Genomic DNA, 17,538 nt, shown 5'->3' with positions numbered 1-17,538 from the left:
TAGGTGATTTAGATTTTTAAGAAAAGCTAATTCTAAATTTAATTTTGTTAAAAATCTAAAAAGGTTTTAAAATTTTAAAATCAGAAATTGTAATCGATTAAATTTGTTTTTTATAGCAAACTTGTATGACAGTGCCTATTCCTATTTCAGAACTTAGTACTTTTATAGTGCCTTTGTGATATTCTTTTACAATTCTTTTAGTCAATGAAAGACCTAAACCCCAACCTCTTTTTTTAGTGGTGAAGCCAGGTTCAAAAATAGTTTTAAATAGTTTTTTTTCAATTCCTTTGCCAGTATCTGAGATTTCTATTTTAACATAATCACCGTAATTAGCTATTTCTAAAGTAATTTTGCCTTTTCCTTTCATGGCGTCAATTGCATTTTTTACTAAATTTTCAATAGTCCAACTATGTAAAGTAGGATTAATAGAAACCATTATTGGAAACTGCGGAGCAATAAATAAAAACTCAATTTGTTTTGAAAATCGAGATTGCAGATAATCATAAGATTGTTGTGTTTCGGCAATAATATCTTTAGTTTCTAATTTTGGCTCCGATCCTATTTTTGAAAAGCGATCGGTTATTGTTTGTAAGCGTTCAATATCTTTTTCGATTTCTAGAGTAGTACTTTCATCCACATCTTCACTTTTAAGAATTTCTACCCAACCAATTAATGATGAAAGTGGTGTGCCTATTTGATGAGCCGTCTCTTTAGCCATTCCTGCCCACAATTTGTTTTGAGTAGCCATTTTTGTGGTACGATAAAAATAATAAACTAAACCACTAAAAAGAACAATGATCAGTACGAGTGCAACGGGATAATATTTCAATTTATTCAGTAAGGCGGAGTTGCCATAATACAGTTTTTGAAATTTGCCAGGCACATATTCAATTACAATAGGGTTATTTTCACTTTTAAGCTTAGTTAAAAATTTTAGAGCTTGAGATTTATCTTTTACAATAGATTCATCAATGTTTACGGTATTTATTATTTGCTCGTTTTCGGTAAGTATAATAGGAATTGAAGTATTATTGCTAAAAATTTGAAGAGAAAGACTCACATCGGTTGTCTCGCTTGCATTGATTAATGTTTTCTGAGCGAGTGCCCAAAGATTCATTTTTATACGTTCTTCATTTTTAAAGATTTGAAAAAAAGTATAAGTATTCCATAGGATTAAAGAGATTATTAAAAAGGAAGCGAAAATAATGATCCAACGAGTTGAATTTATTCTTTCAGAAAACTGCATAAATTGAATTTTAATGATAAATATAACTAAATAAATAAGTAAATATTTTAGTTTCAGTCTAAGATTTCAAAGTGTTAATTATTGCGTGCTTTACTAATCGTAATTATGTACTACAATCTTTATAACTAAAACCATTTGATTACTTTTGTAATGATAAGAAATAAAATTAAGGTATGATTACTATTGATCCAGCAACAATAACTACGGCCAAATTACAAGGATATTTACAAGGTTCTGTAGGTCCAAGACCAATTGCTTTTGCAAGTACAATTGATTTAGAGGGAAATCCAAATGTTTCGCCATTCAGTTTTTTTAATGTATTTAGTGCCAATCCGCCTATTCTTGTTTTCTCACCAGCCAGACGTGTTCGGGACAATTCTATAAAACACACACTAATAAATGCTGAGGCAACAAGGGAAGTTGTGATCAACGTTGTTAATTATGATATGGTACAACAAATTTCGCTTGCTAGCACCGAGTATGCAGATGGCGTTGATGAATTTATCAAATCAGGTTTGACTCCTGTTGCTTCAGAGGTGGTAAGCCCTTTTAGAGTGAAGGAAGCGCCTGTGCAATTTGAGTGTAAAGTAACTCAAATTATTGCTTTAGGATCAGAAGGTGGAGCAGGAAATTTAATTTTATGCGAAGTGTTGCGAATCCATATTGATCAAAATATTTTAGACGAGAATGGCGCAATTGATCAGTATAAAATTGATTTGGTTTCAAGATTAGGAGGGAATTGGTATTCAAGAGCCAATCAAGGACTTTTTGAAGTGCCAAAACCAGTTTCGACATTAGGAATTGGAGTAGATGCAATTCCAAATTCAATAAAGCAAAGTATTGTTTTTAATGGAAATGATTTAGGCATGTTAGGAAACGTTGAAGCTTTGCCAACTGAGCAAGAAATTACTATATTTGTAAAAGATAACTTTGAAGTAAAAGGTGTTTTAAGTGCGGATGATATTATTAAAAAACATCTACTTGCAAAAGATTATCTACTTAAAAATGAAGTGTTAACGGCATGGAAAGTGCTTTTAGCAAAAAAATAAATAGAGCCAAACAATAAAAAACAGCGAAGATGGAAGTTACAGGAAAAGTTAAGATGATTGATCAAACTAAGGAAGTTGGATCTGGAGGTTTCAAGAAAAGAGACATTGTTGTTACTACTGATGAGCAATATCCACAGCACATTTTAGTACAATTTGTTCAAGATAAGTGTGATTTGCTAAATGATTTTCAAGTCGGAGAACCAGTAAAAATCGACATTAATTTGAGAGGTAGAGAATGGACGAATCCGCAAGGAGAAATTGTTTATTTTAATACAATTCAAGGTTGGAGAATAGCTAAATTGCAAGGAGATAATCCTTCTGCTGCTCAAATGCCTCCTATGCCAGCTGCACAAACATTTGCGCCAGCTACAAATTTAAATGAGGAAGAAGCAGACGATTTGCCATTCTAAAATATAATTCTAAATTTATAAAAACCAAATTTCAAATTGAGTATATCTCAAAATTGGAATTTGGTTTTTTTCATTCAATAATGCTATTGAATTGCAGATAAAATTGATACTGCTACTAAAATTAAAAAACGTGTATCACTTAACTAAAGATTTATTTTTCCCAGCTGTATCGCAAGCCAATCGTGATGGGATTTTAGCCTTTGGTGGTGATTTATCAACGAAGCGATTACTACTTGCTTATAAAAGCGGTATTTTTCCATGGTTTGACGAAAAAGATCCAATTATTTGGTGGTCGCCAAATCCAAGAATGGTGCTTTTTTTAGACGAATTAATAGTTTCCAAAAGCATGCGAAATATTCTCAATAGGAATAATTTTAAAATCACTTTTAATCAAAATTTTAGAGACGTAATATCAAATTGCCAAAAAGTAAAACGCGAAGGACAAAATGGCACTTGGATTACAAATGATATGATTGAGGCATACGTTAAGCTTCATGAAATGGGAGTTGGCACATCGGTTGAGATTTGGCAAAATGATGAATTAGTAGGCGGATTATATGGAATAGATTTAGGACATGTTTTCTGTGGAGAAAGCATGTTTTCGCTTGTTTCTAATGCCTCAAAAGTTGCTTTTATCGCATTAGTAGAAATATTAAGAAAGAAAAACTACAAACTAGTAGATTGTCAAGTGTATAATCCACATCTAGAAAGTTTAGGATGTAGAGAAATTGAGCGAGATGCATTTATAAAAATTTTGAAAGAAGAATAGAACATGGTTACAGTATACATTTTGTATTCACTGACCACTGGTTTTTAACAACTTTTCCAGCAACTCTCCACATGATCATTGACTATCCCTACAGCTTGCATAAATGCATAAACTACTGTAGGGCCTACAAATTTAAATCCTCGTTTCTTTAAATCTTTACTTATAAATTCAGAGAGTGGAGCGGTAGCGGGAACTTCATTTAATGATTTTCTGTGGTTTATAATTGGTTTCCCATCGGTAAATTGCCAAATGTAATTAGAGAAACTACCAAATTCTTGTTGAACTTTTATAAAAGCAACCGCATTAGAAACAGCTGATCTAATTTTTAATTGGTTGCGAATAATGCCAGCATTTAAAAGTAATTCCTGAATTTTTTCTTCTTGATAGTTAGCTATTTTTTTAAAGTCGAAATGTTCAAAAGCAATTCTAAAATTTTCTCTTTTGTTTAGAATAGTTATCCAACTCAGTCCAGCTTGAAAGGTTTCTAAGATTAAAAATTCAAATAAAACTGCATCATCAAAGACGGGAATTCCCCATTCCTGATCATGATATTGTTTGTAAAGTTCGCTTGATAAACACCACTTGCAGCGATTTATATTTTCCATATTTAAATCTAAATCTCAAATATAAATGAAAAAACTCCATTTCAAACTGATTTGAAATGGAGTTTTTAAAAATCTGAAATCATCTCGATCGTTTCGGGACGTAAATCAAAAATCTATTTATCCTAAAGCAGCTCTTTTAAAACCTGTAACTGTTAAGTTAGCATCTACAGATTTTACATAAGAAGCAACGTTCATAGAACTATCCTTAATATAATCTTGATTTACTAAAGTGTTGTCTTTGTAAAAACGTTGAATTTTTCCTTTAGAAATGTTTTCTAACATTGCTTCTGGTTTTCCTTCTTGACGCAACAAATCTTTAGCAATTTCAATTTCTTTTTCGATAACAGCAGCATCAACTCCAGCTTCGTTTAAAGCAATTGGGTTCATTGCAGCAGCTTGCATCGCTACGTTTCTTGCAACATCATCAGCACCATCAACCTTAGCTGAAAGCGCTACAATAGTGGCAATTTTATTACCTGAGTGAATATAAGATCCAACGAAAGCACCTTCTAATTTCTCAAAAGTTCTGATTTCTAATTTCTCTCCTATTACTCCTGTTTGCTCAATTAATTTTTCAGCAACAGTGATTCCATTAAAATCAGAAGCTAAAAATGCTTCTAAGTTGTCATAGTTTAATGCTTGATTAGCCATTTCAGTGGCCATTTTCACAAAGCTTTCGTTCATACCTACGAAGTCAGTCTCACAGTTTAATGTGATTACAACTCCAGCAGTTTTATCAGCATTTACAACAGCAATTGCAGCACCTTCTGTAGATTCTCTATCAGAACGATTTGCAGCTACTTTTTGTCCTTTTTTACGTAAGTTTTCAATCGCTAAATCGAAATCTCCTTCTGATTCAACCAAGGCTTTTTTGCAGTCCATCATACCTGCACCTGTAGCTGTTCTTAATTTATTTACGTCTGCAGCAGTAATTGTTGCCATAATATATTGTGTTAAATGTTATAAAAGTAAAAATTCCAATTCTTAAATCCCAAATCCCAATTTTAATCAATTATTAACTTGTGGTTACTAATCTTTATGGAATTTGGAATTTAAAATTTGGAACTTAAAATTTGTTTTTATTCTTCAGTCGCAGTTGGAGCAGCAGCTTCTGTAACAGGAGCAATTTCAGCAACTGGAGCAGTTTCTGCCGTTTCAGCAGCAGGAGCAGCAACTTCTGTAGTGGCTTCACCTTCTTTGTCAGATCCTCTATCAGAAAGTCCTTCAACGATTGCAGCTGTAACTAAAGTTAAAATTTTATCAATTGATTTAGAAGCATCATCATTTGCAGGAATTACATACTCTACTTCACGTGGATCAGAGTTAGTATCAACCATTGCAAAAACTGGAATGTTTAATTTTTGAGCTTCTTTTATAGCGATGTGTTCCGCTTTGATATCAACTACGAACAAAGCAGCTGGTAGTCTAGACATGTCAGCGATTGAACCTAAGTTTTTCTCTAATTTAGCACGAAGACGATCTACTTGCAAGCGCTCTTTTTTAGAAAGAGTCAAGAATGTACCATCTTTCTTCATTTTATCAATAGTAGCCATTTTTTTAACGGCTTTACGGATAGTTACAAAGTTAGTTAGCATTCCACCAGGCCATCTTTCAGTGATATAAGGCATGTTTGCAGCTTTTGCTTTTTCAGCAACGATATCTTTTGCTTGTTTTTTGGTAGCAACAAATAATATTTTTCTACCTGATGCAGCAATTTTTTTCAAAGCGTCATTTGCTTCTTCAATTTTTGCTGCAGTTTTATATAGATTGATAATGTGAATACCATTACGTTCCATATAGATGTAAGGAGCCATGTTTGGATCCCATTTTCTAGTCATGTGTCCAAAGTGAACACCTGCTTCTAGTAAGTCTTTAACTTCTATTTTGTTTGCCATTTTTTGTTCTAGTTTACGTTCTGTTGATTAGCAATATGCTTCTTTGATACGACTTTAAGACTTTCGACTTTAAGACTTTCGGCTTATTTAGATGCTAAACTATTCCCTACCTCGGTAGGAGAGCAACAACAACTGTGTTTTTTAATTTCAATAAATAATTGATGATGTCTTGTCCTACTTGAACAAGACAAGTAATATTAACGTTTAGAGAATTGGAATCTCTTACGAGCTTTCTTCTGACCGAATTTCTTACGTTCAACCATTCTTGGATCTCTTGTTAATAAACCTTGTGGTTTCAATACAGCTCTGTTTTCAGCGTTCACTTCACACATAACACGTGCTAATGCCATTCTTACAGCTTCTGCTTGACCAGTTGAACCACCTCCATAAACATTAACTTTTACATCAAAGTTGCTTACATTTTCTGTCATAGACATAGGTTGTAATACTTTGTACTGTAAAGTTGCAGTAGGGAAATAAGTTTCGAATGATTTTTTGTTTACAGTGATTACTCCTGTTCCTTCCGAAACATACACACGTGCAACAGCGGTTTTTCTTCTACCGATTTTGTGAATAACTCCCATTACTTAAGATCGTTAAGGTTAACTGTTCTCGGTTTTTGAGCGCCTTGTTTGTGCTCAGAACCTACAACAACATTTAAATTTCTGAAAAGTTCAGCTCCTAATTTATTTTTAGGTAACATTCCTTTTACTGCTTTTTCTACTAATAATGCAGGGTTTTTTGATTGCAATACTTTAGCAGTTAAAGTTCTTTGTCCTCCTGGATAACCTGTGTGACGAATGTAAGTCTTCTCGTCCATTTTGTTACCTGTAAGGTTGATTTTCTCTGAGTTGATAACAATTACGTTATCTCCACAGTCAACATGTGGTGTATAACTTGCTTTGTATTTACCTCTCAAGATCATTGCGATCTTTGAAGCCATACGTCCTAAGTTATGCCCATCAGCATCAACAACAATCCACTCTTTTGTAACGGTGGCTTTGCTTGCTGATTTTGTCTTGTAGCTTAATGCGTCCATAATATTATTTTAATTAAACATTCCATCCCCAATAAAGGGGTTGCAAAAGTACAATTTATTATTTTAAATACAAATACCTTAAAAGATTATTTCTTTTCTCTTTTAGTGCTGATTATCAAATGCATATTGATATAAATGGTATAATTATAATTCCTGTGGACGGTGTGCAAAATATATATATAGAGAAGGATCTTTCTTTTTCTTAATTTTAATGAACTTTTGTTCCGTTTTCATTGCAAAATCTATTTATTAATAGGTATTTTTATAAATCACACCTATATTTGTTTTTAATTATTTTATTGGGTTCTTTTTAACCTATTAACTATTATAAATTTTCTTTATGAAAGCCAAAGCTACTTTAAAACAAATTGCAAAAGAACTAAATGTTTCTGTTTCTACAGTTTCAAAAGCGCTTAATGATAGTCCAGAAATTAGTGATTTGACTAAAGTTAAAATTAAAGAATATGCTAAACTCAAAAATTATAAGCCAAACGTTATAGGACTTAATCTTAAAAATAGAAAAACTAAAACCATAGGAGTTATTATTCCAAATATTTTAAATTCCTTTTTTGCGAAAGTTTTTAGTGGCATCGAAAAAGTGGCTGATGAGAAAGGATACAACGTTATTATGTGTATTTCTAATGAATCCTTGGAAAAAGAAACACACACACTAGAAATGTTAAGTAATGGAACTATTGATGGTTTTATCGTTTCAGTTTCTGAAGAAGCTCAAAAAGCGGGTGATTACGATCATTTTTCTAGTATTATTAATGACGGCACTCCAATAGTAATGTTTGATAGAATTGCGGATACGGTAGATTGTGATAAAGTAATAGTTGATGATTTTGATTCAGCACTTAATTCTACGCAGCATTTACTTGACTTGGGTTGTAAAAATATTGCTTTACTTTCTTCTATTGATAATTTAAGTGTGGGTAAACTGAGAGCAGAAGGCTATTTAAAAGCTTTAGAAAATAATAATATAACCATTAATGACTCTATTATTATTAGAACCGATTCCGAAGAAGATTTAAATAATAAAATTGAAGCGATTTTAGAGGATATGAAAATTGACGGTATTTTTGCATTAGATGAAACCGATTCAGTTGCTGCTCTAAAAATAGGACTTAAAAAAGGATATAAAATCCCTGAAGAGCTATCAATAATAGGCTTTGCCGATGGGATTCTCGCCTCCAGAAGATTATCACCAAGGTTGACAACTGTAAGTCAACACGGAATAGAAATAGGAGAAGTTGCTGCTAAACTATTAATTGATCGATTAGAATCTAAAGAGGAATATATTCCTTATGAAACGGTGGTTATCAAAACAAAATTAAAAGAAAGAGAATCTACAAGAAAGTTATAAAGCTAAAATCCATCTAAAAGATGGATTTTTTTTGAATATATATTTAGTGTTACCTTTTAAAATTAGCTTACCAGTTAATTTAATTTGAATTCAATTTTTTTGCTTCGCATCTCACAACTCCGCGCAATAATTAATTACCTAATGCACGCTTGCTTACTGACCACTGCTTAATGAGCTTCCAGCCAATTTTTTCCTACACCAATCTCAACATCCAAAGGGACATCCAGTTTAAAAGCATTTTCCATTTCGTATTTAATCATAGGTTTAATTTTCTCCAACTCATCATTATGAACATCAAATACAAGTTCATCATGCACTTGCAATAACATTTTTGATTTCCATCCTGAACCATCGGGATTCGTAGAAGTTAGCTTTTTATAGATATTAATCATTGCAATTTTTATAATATCAGCGGCACTTCCTTGAATAGGTGCATTTACAGCATTACGCTCTGCGCCACTTTTCACGATCGAGTTCGCTGAATTAATATCTTTTAAATAGCGTCGTCTTCCTAAAACGGTTTGTACATACCCATTTTCTCTAGCAAAATCAACTTGATTTGCCATATAGGCTTTCAGTTTAGGATAAGTAGCATAATAAGCATCAATTAAATCAGCGCTTTCTTTTCTTGAAAGCGACGTTTGATTGGATAGTCCAAATGCTGAAACACCATATATAATTCCAAAATTTACGGTTTTGGCATTACTTCGTTGTTCCTTGGTAACTTCTTCAAGGGGAACATTAAAGACTTTTGCTGCTGTACTTTTATGAATGTCTTCATTATTTTGGAAAGCGGCAATCATATTTTCTTCACCAGATAAAGCGGCAATTATACGAAGTTCAATTTGAGAGTAATCCGCAGAAAGCAAGGTGTAATTTTCATTACGAGCAATAAAGGCTTTCCGAATCAGTCTACCTTTTTCTGTCCGAATAGGAATGTTTTGTAAGTTAGGATTTGTAGAACTCAATCGGCCTGTGGCAGCCACTGTTTGCATATAATCAGTATGAACGCGACCTGTAATTTCGTCTACTTGATTTGGCAAAGCATCGATATAGGTGCTTTGTAGTTTTACCATTTGGCGCCACTCCAGAATATCTTTTACAATAGGATTGTTGATTGCTAAATAGCTTAGCACTTCCTCTCCTGTGGCATATTGACCCGTTTTGGTTTTCTTTTGTTTAGCAGCGCCAATTTTCATTTTGTCAAATAAAACATCTCCAAGTTGCTTAGGCGACGCTAAATTGAATTGTTCTCCAGCAGTTTCATAAATTTTTTGTTCTAATGCACTGCTTTCCTTTGCCATTTCAGTGGACATTTCTTTTAGAAAAGGAACATCAAGATTGATGCCTTCTAATTCCATTGCAGCTAAAACTGGAATCAAAGGAATTTCGATTTCATCAAACAATTTTTTAGTTTCGGCTTTTTCTAATATTGGACTAAAAACCGTTGCTAATTGTATGGTTACATCAGCGTCTTCTGCGGCGTATTCTTTAATTTCTTCTAAAGAAACATCCCGCATCGATTTTTGATTTTTACCTTTTTTGCCTATTAAGTCTTCAATGGGTTTTGGCGTATATTTTAAATAAGTTTCGCTTAAAATATCCATATTATGACGCATATCTGGATTAATCAAATAATGAGCAATCATCGTATCGAATAATTTACCTTTTATTTGAATACCATATTTTGTCAATACTTTTAAATCATATTTTATGTTTTGCCCTACTTTTTCGATAGCTTCATTTTCAAAAAAGGGTTTGAATTTATTGGCTAAAGCCTGAGCCTCATCACGATTATCTGGAAATGGAACGTAAAACGCTTTTCCTTTTGCTGCTGCAAATGACAATCCTACCAATTCAGCATTTAAGGCGTCAAGTCCCGTAGTTTCTGTATCAAAACTTACCGAAGTTTGATTGTTTAAATTTTGTAAAAATAATTTTAATCCTAAATCACCTTGAATTATTTGATAATTGTGATCAGTGTTTTCTAAAGTGGCATAAAGCGAATTAGATATCATTTCACCGGAAGTGTCATCATGAAAACCAAATAGGTCAAATTGATCTTCATTTGATTTTTTAGCAATCGTTTTTTGTGTTGGCTCATTGTCAATTTCTCCTTCGGCGCTTGTAGGATTGTATAATTTATCGAACTGTGCTTTCATTTGGCGGAATTCTAATTCCATAAATAATGCATCTGTTTTTTCTGCATCGGGTTTTGAAAGTTCAAAATCTGCTGCATCAAAAGTCACAGGACAATCTAATATAATGGTAGCTAATTTTTTAGATAAAATGCCAAGCTCTGCATTGGCTTCAATTTTATCTTTCATTGCGCCTTTGAGTTGGTGCGTGTTAGCAAGCAGATTTTCTAAAGAGCCATATTCTTTTAAAAATTTTTTGGCAGTTTTATCGCCTACTCCTGGTAATCCTGGAATATTGTCAGCGGCATCGCCCATCATTCCTAGGAAATCAATAACTTGCTCAGGTCGTTCTATTTCGAATTTAGCTAAAACCTCAGGGATTCCCCAAATTTCTATACCATTGCCCATTCGAGCTGGTTTGTACATAAATATATTTTCTGAAACTAACTGTGCAAAGTCTTTGTCAGGAGTTACCATAAAAACTTTGTAATTTTCTTTTTCGGCTTGTTTTGCAATTGTACCTATCAAATCATCTGCTTCATAACCTGCCACTTCTATTATGGGTATATGCATCGCTTTTAATAAATCTTGAATATAGGGAACTGCAATTTTAATTGCCTCGGGTGTTGCGTCACGATGCGCTTTATATTCTGGAAAAATATCATTTCGTAATTGGCTTCCTCCTTTATCAAACGCTACTGCTAAGTGATCTGGTTTTTCTCTTTTAATAACGTCCATTAAGGAGTTCATAAAACCCATGATTGCTGATGTGTCCATGCCTTTAGAATTTATTCTAGGATTTTTTATAAAAGCATAATAACCACGGAATATTAAAGCATAAGCGTCAAGAAGGAATAAACGTTTTTGTTGTGACATGAGTTTGTTTTTGTATTGTTTTCAAAAGTACAAAATTGGTTATATAAAGAAGATAACCAATCAGTAATTTCTATTACAAATCTTTAATTAAAAAATAATTTCATAAAACAAAGTAAGCGAGAGAGATGCGCAATTCTTATAAAAAATTAATGGATAGTTGCTATTTCCAGTTAGTAATTCCTTTGTTTAATGAAGTAAATGTATCTATTTTTAATTTTTACTAAAATAGGCAGTTCTTCACTGGATAAATAGATTGTAGGGAGCATAATGAAAATTAGCATCTTGTATTTTAGTTAAATTTAGATTAATATAAAGGCATTGTAATTTCATAATTTGTTATTTTGTTTAAAATTTAATAAAAATGATCTTTCGCATCGTATTCGTATTTTTAATCTTATTTATTATAGAGGTTTATTTTTTTCAAGTATTAAAAACTTTAGTGCGATCCAAACCATTACAATTTACAATTGAAAGTATAAGTATTGTATTTTTAATATACATTGTTTATTCTTTATCTCAGTTTGATCGAAGTGTAGGGCAAACGCACCGCACCATGTTTGTAATGGCACTATTATTAATTGTATATGTTCCAAAATTATTTTTGACATTAATTTTACTTGGAGAAGATATCTTTAGATTAGGTGCTGGAACAGTAAATTATTTTATCAACCCTGATAAAAGTGCTGATTTTTTAAATTCACGAAGAAAGTTTGTTAGCCAAATAGGTTTAGGCCTAGCAGCTGTTCCCTTTTTATCTTTAATCTATGGGGTTGTTGCAGGAAAATATAATTATAAGGTAATTAAGCAACGTATTTTTTTTCCTGATTTACCTGAATCTTTTGATGGTTTTACAATTACACATATCTCTGATATACATAGTGGTAGCTTTGATGATGCTGAAAAAATCAATTATGCCATTGATCTTGTCAATGAGCAAAATTCAGATTTGATTTTGTTTACAGGTGATATAGTCAATACGCATGCAAAGGAAATGCACCCTTGGATAGAGACCTTTAATAGAATAAAAAAACATGAGTATGGGAAATATTCGGTTTTAGGCAATCACGATTATGGTGAGTATATTACTTGGCCTAATGAGGCGGCCAAAGAAGATAATTTTCAGGCTATAAAAAATCTTTATGGAGAAATTGACTTTAAACTTTTATTAAATGAGCATACTTTTATTCAAAAAGGAGAAGATAAAATTGCGCTAGTAGGAGTGGAAAATTGGGGTCATAATTTTAAGCAAGCAGGAGATTTAGGTAAAGCATCTCAAAAATTAAACAAAGAAGATTTTAAAATATTGATGAGTCACGATCCATCACACTGGGATAAAGTGGTACAACATGATGCTAAACATTATCATCTCACACTTTCAGGTCACACTCATGGAATGCAATTTGGTATTGAAATCCCTGGTTACTTCAAGTGGAGTTTAGCACAATATGTATATAAGCAATGGGCTGGTTTATATGAAAATATGGGACGCTATGTTTATGTAAATAGGGGTTTTGGTTTTCATGCGTATCCAGGAAGAGTAGGGATTATGCCAGAAATAACGGTAATAGAATTAAAAAAAGGCGGAAATGTCGCCTAATACGTTAAAAATGCTACATTTGTAATATTAATATTGCTTAGAAGCGAATTTTTAATAACTCAAACTTTTAGTTTTATGTCAAAATTCGGAGAAATTTTAAACACGCCGTTACCGGTATTAATAGATTTTTATACCGAGTGGAATGAATCTTCATTAACCATGCACAATGTCATTAAAGATGTAGCAGCTGTACTTGGAGATAAAGCTAGGGTGGTTAAAATTGATGTAGATAAAAATCAAGAACTAGCCAATGCACTTCGAATTAAAAGCTTGCCTACACTCATGATCTATAAACAAGGTAAAATGATGTGGAGACAATCAGGTGAGTTAGATGCAAATACTTTAATAAATATGGTTCAAGAGCAGTTATAGTTTCTAAGTTATAATATTGCGCATTCAAAATCATTGTTTTGTAGATAACGTAAAGTATTCGGCAATACATATTCAAGGTTTTTAAACGCTTTAATGCTGTCATGAAAAACAATTATACTTCCTGATTCAATATTCGATAAAACATTATTTAAGCATTCTTGTTTATTAATTTTTTGATCAAAGTCAGCACTTAAGACATCCCACATAATAATTTTATATCCTAGACTTCTAAGTAGCTTAGATTGACCCATCGTTATTTTGCCGTAAGGCGGTCTAAAAATTTTTGGTTGTGAATTTATAAAAGTATCTGAATGCATGACTTCTTCACATTTTTTTATGTTTTCTATATAAGTGTCATTTGGCGTTGTCCATCCATTTAAATGGTTATGAGTATGGTTGCCTACTGCATGTCCATCAGTAATTATTTTTATGAAAAGGGCAGGATGTTTATTGATATTATCGCCTATACAAAAAAAGGTGGCTTTTACATTATACTCTTGTAATTGATTTAAAACCCAAGTAGTCACCTCAGGAATTGGACCATCATCGAAAGTAAGATAGACGGTTTTTTTGTCATTGGAAACATCCCAAATATAATTATTAAAAATCTTTTTTATAATCCAGTGTGTTTTTATCCAATAGAATTTCATAACAATACAATGATTTAATGGAGATGTTCTTTAAAAAAAAATGAGTCAATTAGAAACTGCATTATTGCATTTATTCTAATTAACTCATCATTTGATTACTTTATTTAACTTTTAATTACTCCTTTTCACGTTCAAAACGGGCAAACATATTGATATAAGTATTAAAAATCACCTTGTTTTTATTATAGAAATCTATATCACCATTTTTTTTCATAACTTGAAGTAAACTTCTATAGCGTTCAATATCAATTATAATAGGTGTTGCAATGTCATTTTGCTCTGAGGCTTTTAATTGGCCATAATAATTAAGATTATCTCGATATTTTCCAATAAGTTGTTGTAATAACATCTGTGCTTTATCTTTATCACCTATTTTATAATATCCATCTGTAAAAGGTTCTAAGAGTGAATAATAGCCAAATAATTCAAGTGGCATTTTAGTCATCGCTAGATTGATAATTGTTTTTGCTTTATCATTTTTACCCTCAGTAATTAATTGATTCATTAACCTAGCAAGATTAGTTCTATAAGTGATACTATTTCTTTTTGTTTCAGGATCGTGATAAATCTCACGGCTTTCGCTATTTCCCCAATCCCATTTCATCACTTTAGCATACATTTTTTCTGAATCTATTTGCCCCATTTCAAGCGGGCTGCCATCTGTAGGTAGTTTTGTTCTAATAGGAACTAATTTATAAGCCATACCTTCTAGCTGAAGATATTCCTTCATCCAAATATAATCTTCATTATCAAAAGCGCCTCCACTAAAATAAATAGGACGTTTCCAATTGTTATTAGCAACAATATCCAGCATCATTAACCGGTTTTTATAAAGCGCATTTCCCTTAATATCAACATCAATATAAGGAACAATTGAATCATTGTATTTAGGATCTACTACTTTATTATTAATAATTGTATTTCTATCAACAGGGATTCTAATCTTATTGGTTGGATAAAAATGAATAGTTTGTCCGTTCTGCATTTGAACGGTTGCTTTAGGATTTTTTATAAAAGTGATCAAGTCTTTAATATCCCATCGGCTATCTATTTTTGGAATGTATGCAACATAATCTAATTTATCCCCTACATATTGATCGTGAGTAAATGAGATGGGCAATGGATCTGATTCGTAGGTTTTAGTTTTCATTTGATCAATATACCAGTCAGTCATAAATAAACTTGTGTTTACAATTTTGACATCAGTTCTTATATTTTCAATTTCTTGAGCATACCAGAGCGGGAAGGTATCGTTGTCACCAATGGTAAACAATATTGCATTAGCATCACAGGATTCTAAATATGCTTTTGCCATCGCTAAAGCTGTGTATTTTCCAGAACGATCATGGTCATCCCAGTTTTGAGCAGCCATTAGTATTGGAGCGGCAAGTAAACTGGCAGCAATAATTATAGGCCCAGCAATTTTAGGAGCGATGTATTTTCGAGCGCTTTCGTATAAGGCATATACGCCAAAACCAATCCAAATGGCAAACACATAAAATGATCCCACTAATGCGTAATCTCTTTCCCTTGGTTCAAAAGGTCTTTCATTTAGATAAATTTTTAGTGCAATTCCCGTAAATAAAAATAAAGCTAGCAGTACATAAAAGCTTTTTAAATCTTTATTAGCGTGATACATTAATCCAATTAATCCTAAAATAAACGGAAGAAAGAAATACACATTTCGACCTTTATTATTTAAAACATCTGATGGAAGATTGTCTTGACTTCCTAAATGCAATTTATCTATAAATGATATTCCACTTAGCCAGTTTCCATCAAGATAATCATATCTACCTTGAGCATCACTTTGCCTACCCACAAAATTCCACATTAAATACCTCCAATACATATATCCAAACTGGTATTCAACCATAAAGCTTAAGTTATCTATAGTTGTAGGTTTATCTACAATTAAATAATCTCCATAACTTTTTAAAAATTTCACATAGCCTTCGTTGTCAATTTGTTTTTGTGCGTAAGCTTGTCGGAATTCGTTTATTGTTTTTTCCGTCTCGTTTTTTAATTGTGCGATTGCTTTATTATAATCTTCTTCACTAAGTTGGCTAGCTTCAATGCCATATTTAGCTAAATCATCACTGTAATCATAATTAGGATCAATTTTGAACTCAGGTGGATTTGTAAAGTTCATATAATTTTCAATATGATCGCCGCTCCACATTCTAGGCAATATTGTTTTATGAATATCAGCGGTATTCTGATCGGCGTTTTTAAAATTATTTACAATAATATATTTTCCCGTTTTGTAGTCTCTTTCATAATTAGGAGCTTTGTCTAAATATGGTTTGTCTTTGTCTAAACCGCCAAAAGCTTCTGTATATTGTGGGCCATAAAATAATGGATTTACGCCATATTGCTCTCTATTGTAATAAGCAAGAACTTCGCGTGCATCTGAAGGTTTATTTTCATTAATTACGGTATTAGCATTGGCGCGAATAGGAAGCATCATCCATGTAGAAAATCCAATTAAGATAAAAAGAATACATAAAATTAAGGTGTTGTAAGTAACCATTCCCTTATTTCGAGTATAATTCAATCCGAAATAAAATAAAGCAATCAGGACTATAGTGACAAATATAGTTCCAGAGTCGAAAGGTAATCCTAGACTGTTTACCATGAAAACTTCGGTATCACCAAAGAATCCCATGGTCAAAGGAAGAAGTAATTTAAAAATAAAAAGTAGCACTGCAATTACAATTACATTAGCTAGAAGAAAACTTTTTACTGTAACTGTTTTGTAATTTTTAAAAAAATATAAAAATCCAATCGCTGGAATAGTTAAGAGCGCCATAAAGTGAACTCCAAAAGATAATCCAATAACAAGTGAAATCAGCAATAACCATCTATTTCCTCGTGGTTTATGCATGTCTTGTTCCCATCGCAAACCCAACCAAAATAGTAATGCAATTAACAATGATGCCATTGCATAAACTTCGGCTTCCACTGCATTGTACCAAAAACTATCAGAAAACGTGTAAGCTAATGCCCCTACAAATGAACTTCCTAATATAACAATATTATTGCTTGTAGTAAGTTGATTATTAGTTTCGCTTTGAGATTCTAACGCTGCAAATCGAAGAACTAATTTGCGCAATATCATAGAAGACGACCAAAATAAAAATAGTATTGTAAATGCGCTTGAGAATACTGACATCATATTCACCATCAAAGCGATTTTAGTATAATCAGTAGCAAACATGGCGAAGAACGCACCAATCATTTGATATAAAGGTGCTCCTGGAGGATGACCTACCTGCAGTTTAGCTGCAGTAGCAATATATTCTCCACAATCCCAAAAACTCATGGTAGGTTCAACAGTCAAAGTATAAGTTAATAATGCGATTCCAAATGCTAACCAACCAATGATTATGTTCCACTTATTGAAATTGAAAGTTACTTTATCCATGTACTAAATTTTAATTTATATCAGCTGCAAAGAAAATGTTTTTTTGTTTAAGGTTGCAGTCATTAACAAAAATTTCTTGAAAACTCTATTAAATTGATA

Annotated in this window: 15 protein-coding genes; 6 read left to right on the top strand and 9 right to left on the bottom strand. The window is 32.2% G+C overall.

Going from position 1 to position 17,538, the window contains the following annotated elements; all coding sequences use genetic code 11:
• Positions 1 to 97: 97 nt before the first annotated feature.
• The gene (locus RCH18_RS00460) at positions 98 to 1,246 is read right to left on the bottom strand and encodes a sensor histidine kinase (protein WP_326934788.1); all 1,149 of its coding nucleotides are present in this window, start codon (positions 1,244 to 1,246) and stop codon (positions 98 to 100) included.
• Positions 1,247 to 1,419: 173 nt separating this feature from the next.
• On the opposite strand from RCH18_RS00460, the gene RCH18_RS00455 reads away from it, so the two are divergent.
• From RCH18_RS00455 to aat, 3 genes are all read left to right on the top strand, one after another.
• Positions 1,420 to 2,295, top strand: coding sequence for a flavin reductase family protein (locus RCH18_RS00455; RefSeq protein ID WP_326934787.1), 876 nt, complete (start codon positions 1,420 to 1,422; stop codon positions 2,293 to 2,295).
• 29 nt (positions 2,296 to 2,324) lie between these two features.
• Entirely contained in the window at positions 2,325 to 2,705 is a 381-nt protein-coding gene (locus tag RCH18_RS00450) for a DUF3127 domain-containing protein (protein ID WP_326934786.1), read from the top strand.
• Positions 2,706 to 2,835: 130 nt separating this feature from the next.
• Positions 2,836 to 3,474, top strand: a complete 639-nt coding sequence (aat, locus tag RCH18_RS00445; RefSeq protein WP_326934785.1) for a leucyl/phenylalanyl-tRNA--protein transferase — start codon at positions 2,836 to 2,838, stop codon at positions 3,472 to 3,474.
• 44 nt (positions 3,475 to 3,518) lie between these two features.
• Here aat and RCH18_RS00440 read toward each other — a convergent pair whose 3' ends face one another.
• The 5 genes from RCH18_RS00440 to rplM all read right to left on the bottom strand — a co-directional run bounded on the left by RCH18_RS00440 (position 3,519) and on the right by rplM (position 7,013).
• On the bottom strand, positions 3,519 to 4,079 hold the full coding sequence (locus tag RCH18_RS00440; RefSeq protein WP_326934784.1) for a DNA-3-methyladenine glycosylase I: 561 nt from the start codon (positions 4,077 to 4,079) through the stop codon (positions 3,519 to 3,521).
• A 117-nt stretch (positions 4,080 to 4,196) separates the two neighbouring features.
• Positions 4,197 to 5,021 (bottom strand): translation elongation factor Ts, encoded by an 825-nt coding sequence (gene tsf / locus RCH18_RS00435; protein ID WP_326934783.1) that lies wholly within the window; start codon positions 5,019 to 5,021, stop codon positions 4,197 to 4,199.
• Between the two features lie 137 nt (positions 5,022 to 5,158).
• Positions 5,159 to 5,974, bottom strand: a complete 816-nt coding sequence (gene rpsB / locus RCH18_RS00430; RefSeq protein ID WP_326934782.1) for a 30S ribosomal protein S2 — start codon at positions 5,972 to 5,974, stop codon at positions 5,159 to 5,161.
• Between the two features lie 197 nt (positions 5,975 to 6,171).
• Entirely contained in the window at positions 6,172 to 6,558 is a 387-nt protein-coding gene (rpsI, locus tag RCH18_RS00425; RefSeq protein ID WP_326934781.1) for a 30S ribosomal protein S9, read from the bottom strand.
• Positions 6,558 to 7,013, bottom strand: a complete 456-nt coding sequence (gene rplM, locus RCH18_RS00420; protein WP_073016233.1) for a 50S ribosomal protein L13 — start codon at positions 7,011 to 7,013, stop codon at positions 6,558 to 6,560. The genes rpsI and rplM overlap by 1 nt, the downstream gene beginning before the upstream one ends.
• 340 nt (positions 7,014 to 7,353) lie before the next feature.
• On the opposite strand from rplM, the gene RCH18_RS00415 reads away from it, so the two are divergent.
• A complete protein-coding gene (locus RCH18_RS00415) occupies positions 7,354 to 8,379 on the top strand; it encodes a LacI family DNA-binding transcriptional regulator (protein ID WP_326934780.1) in 1,026 nt (341 codons plus the stop codon).
• Positions 8,380 to 8,546: 167 nt separating this feature from the next.
• Here RCH18_RS00415 and polA read toward each other — a convergent pair whose 3' ends face one another.
• On the bottom strand, positions 8,547 to 11,393 hold the full coding sequence (polA, locus tag RCH18_RS00410; RefSeq protein ID WP_326934779.1) for a DNA polymerase I: 2,847 nt from the start codon (positions 11,391 to 11,393) through the stop codon (positions 8,547 to 8,549).
• 361 nt (positions 11,394 to 11,754) lie between these two features.
• Between polA and RCH18_RS00405 the strand changes: the two genes are divergently transcribed.
• Both RCH18_RS00405 and RCH18_RS00400 read left to right on the top strand, forming a co-directional pair.
• Positions 11,755 to 12,990 carry a metallophosphoesterase gene (locus tag RCH18_RS00405; protein ID WP_326934778.1) on the top strand — a complete coding sequence of 412 codons (1,236 nt, stop codon included), beginning with the start codon at positions 11,755 to 11,757 and terminating at the stop codon, positions 12,988 to 12,990.
• A 75-nt stretch (positions 12,991 to 13,065) separates the two neighbouring features.
• Positions 13,066 to 13,362, top strand: coding sequence for a thioredoxin family protein (locus RCH18_RS00400; RefSeq protein ID WP_326934777.1), 297 nt, complete (start codon positions 13,066 to 13,068; stop codon positions 13,360 to 13,362).
• An 8-nt stretch (positions 13,363 to 13,370) separates the two neighbouring features.
• Here the strand turns inward: RCH18_RS00400 and RCH18_RS00395 are convergent, their stop codons facing one another.
• Both RCH18_RS00395 and RCH18_RS00390 read right to left on the bottom strand, forming a co-directional pair.
• Positions 13,371 to 14,012 carry a polysaccharide deacetylase family protein gene (locus RCH18_RS00395; RefSeq protein WP_326934776.1) on the bottom strand — a complete coding sequence of 214 codons (642 nt, stop codon included), beginning with the start codon at positions 14,010 to 14,012 and terminating at the stop codon, positions 13,371 to 13,373.
• 115 nt (positions 14,013 to 14,127) lie between these two features.
• On the bottom strand, positions 14,128 to 17,439 hold the full coding sequence (locus RCH18_RS00390) for a glycosyltransferase family 117 protein (protein ID WP_326934775.1): 3,312 nt from the start codon (positions 17,437 to 17,439) through the stop codon (positions 14,128 to 14,130).
• Positions 17,440 to 17,538 lie beyond the last annotated feature (99 nt).

This window comes from Flavobacterium sp. PL11, from assembly GCF_035985025.1.
Lineage (GTDB): Bacteria > Bacteroidota > Bacteroidia > Flavobacteriales > Flavobacteriaceae > Flavobacterium.
This window is presented reverse-complemented; position numbering and strand designations above follow the sequence as displayed.

What these genes read in the sequence shown, in the direction of transcription:
- RCH18_RS00460 (WP_326934788.1), bottom strand. Translation starts at nt 1,246, where the DNA reads ATGCAGTTTTCTGAAAGAATAAATTCAACTCGTTGGATCATTATTTTC.
- RCH18_RS00455 (WP_326934787.1), top strand. Translation starts at nt 1,420, where the DNA reads ATGATTACTATTGATCCAGCAACAATAACTACGGCCAAATTACAAGGA.
- RCH18_RS00450 (WP_326934786.1), top strand. Translation starts at nt 2,325, where the DNA reads ATGGAAGTTACAGGAAAAGTTAAGATGATTGATCAAACTAAGGAAGTT.
- RCH18_RS00440 (WP_326934784.1), bottom strand. Translation starts at nt 4,079, where the DNA reads ATGGAAAATATAAATCGCTGCAAGTGGTGTTTATCAAGCGAACTTTAC.
- tsf (WP_326934783.1), bottom strand. Translation starts at nt 5,021, where the DNA reads ATGGCAACAATTACTGCTGCAGACGTAAATAAATTAAGAACAGCTACA.
- rpsB (WP_326934782.1), bottom strand. Translation starts at nt 5,974, where the DNA reads ATGGCAAACAAAATAGAAGTTAAAGACTTACTAGAAGCAGGTGTTCAC.
- rpsI (WP_326934781.1), bottom strand. Translation starts at nt 6,558, where the DNA reads ATGGGAGTTATTCACAAAATCGGTAGAAGAAAAACCGCTGTTGCACGT.
- rplM (WP_073016233.1), bottom strand. Translation starts at nt 7,013, where the DNA reads ATGGACGCATTAAGCTACAAGACAAAATCAGCAAGCAAAGCCACCGTT.
- RCH18_RS00415 (WP_326934780.1), top strand. Translation starts at nt 7,354, where the DNA reads ATGAAAGCCAAAGCTACTTTAAAACAAATTGCAAAAGAACTAAATGTT.
- polA (WP_326934779.1), bottom strand. Translation starts at nt 11,393, where the DNA reads ATGTCACAACAAAAACGTTTATTCCTTCTTGACGCTTATGCTTTAATA.
- RCH18_RS00405 (WP_326934778.1), top strand. Translation starts at nt 11,755, where the DNA reads ATGATCTTTCGCATCGTATTCGTATTTTTAATCTTATTTATTATAGAG.
- RCH18_RS00400 (WP_326934777.1), top strand. Translation starts at nt 13,066, where the DNA reads ATGTCAAAATTCGGAGAAATTTTAAACACGCCGTTACCGGTATTAATA.
- RCH18_RS00395 (WP_326934776.1), bottom strand. Translation starts at nt 14,012, where the DNA reads ATGAAATTCTATTGGATAAAAACACACTGGATTATAAAAAAGATTTTT.
- RCH18_RS00390 (WP_326934775.1), bottom strand. Translation starts at nt 17,439, where the DNA reads ATGGATAAAGTAACTTTCAATTTCAATAAGTGGAACATAATCATTGGT.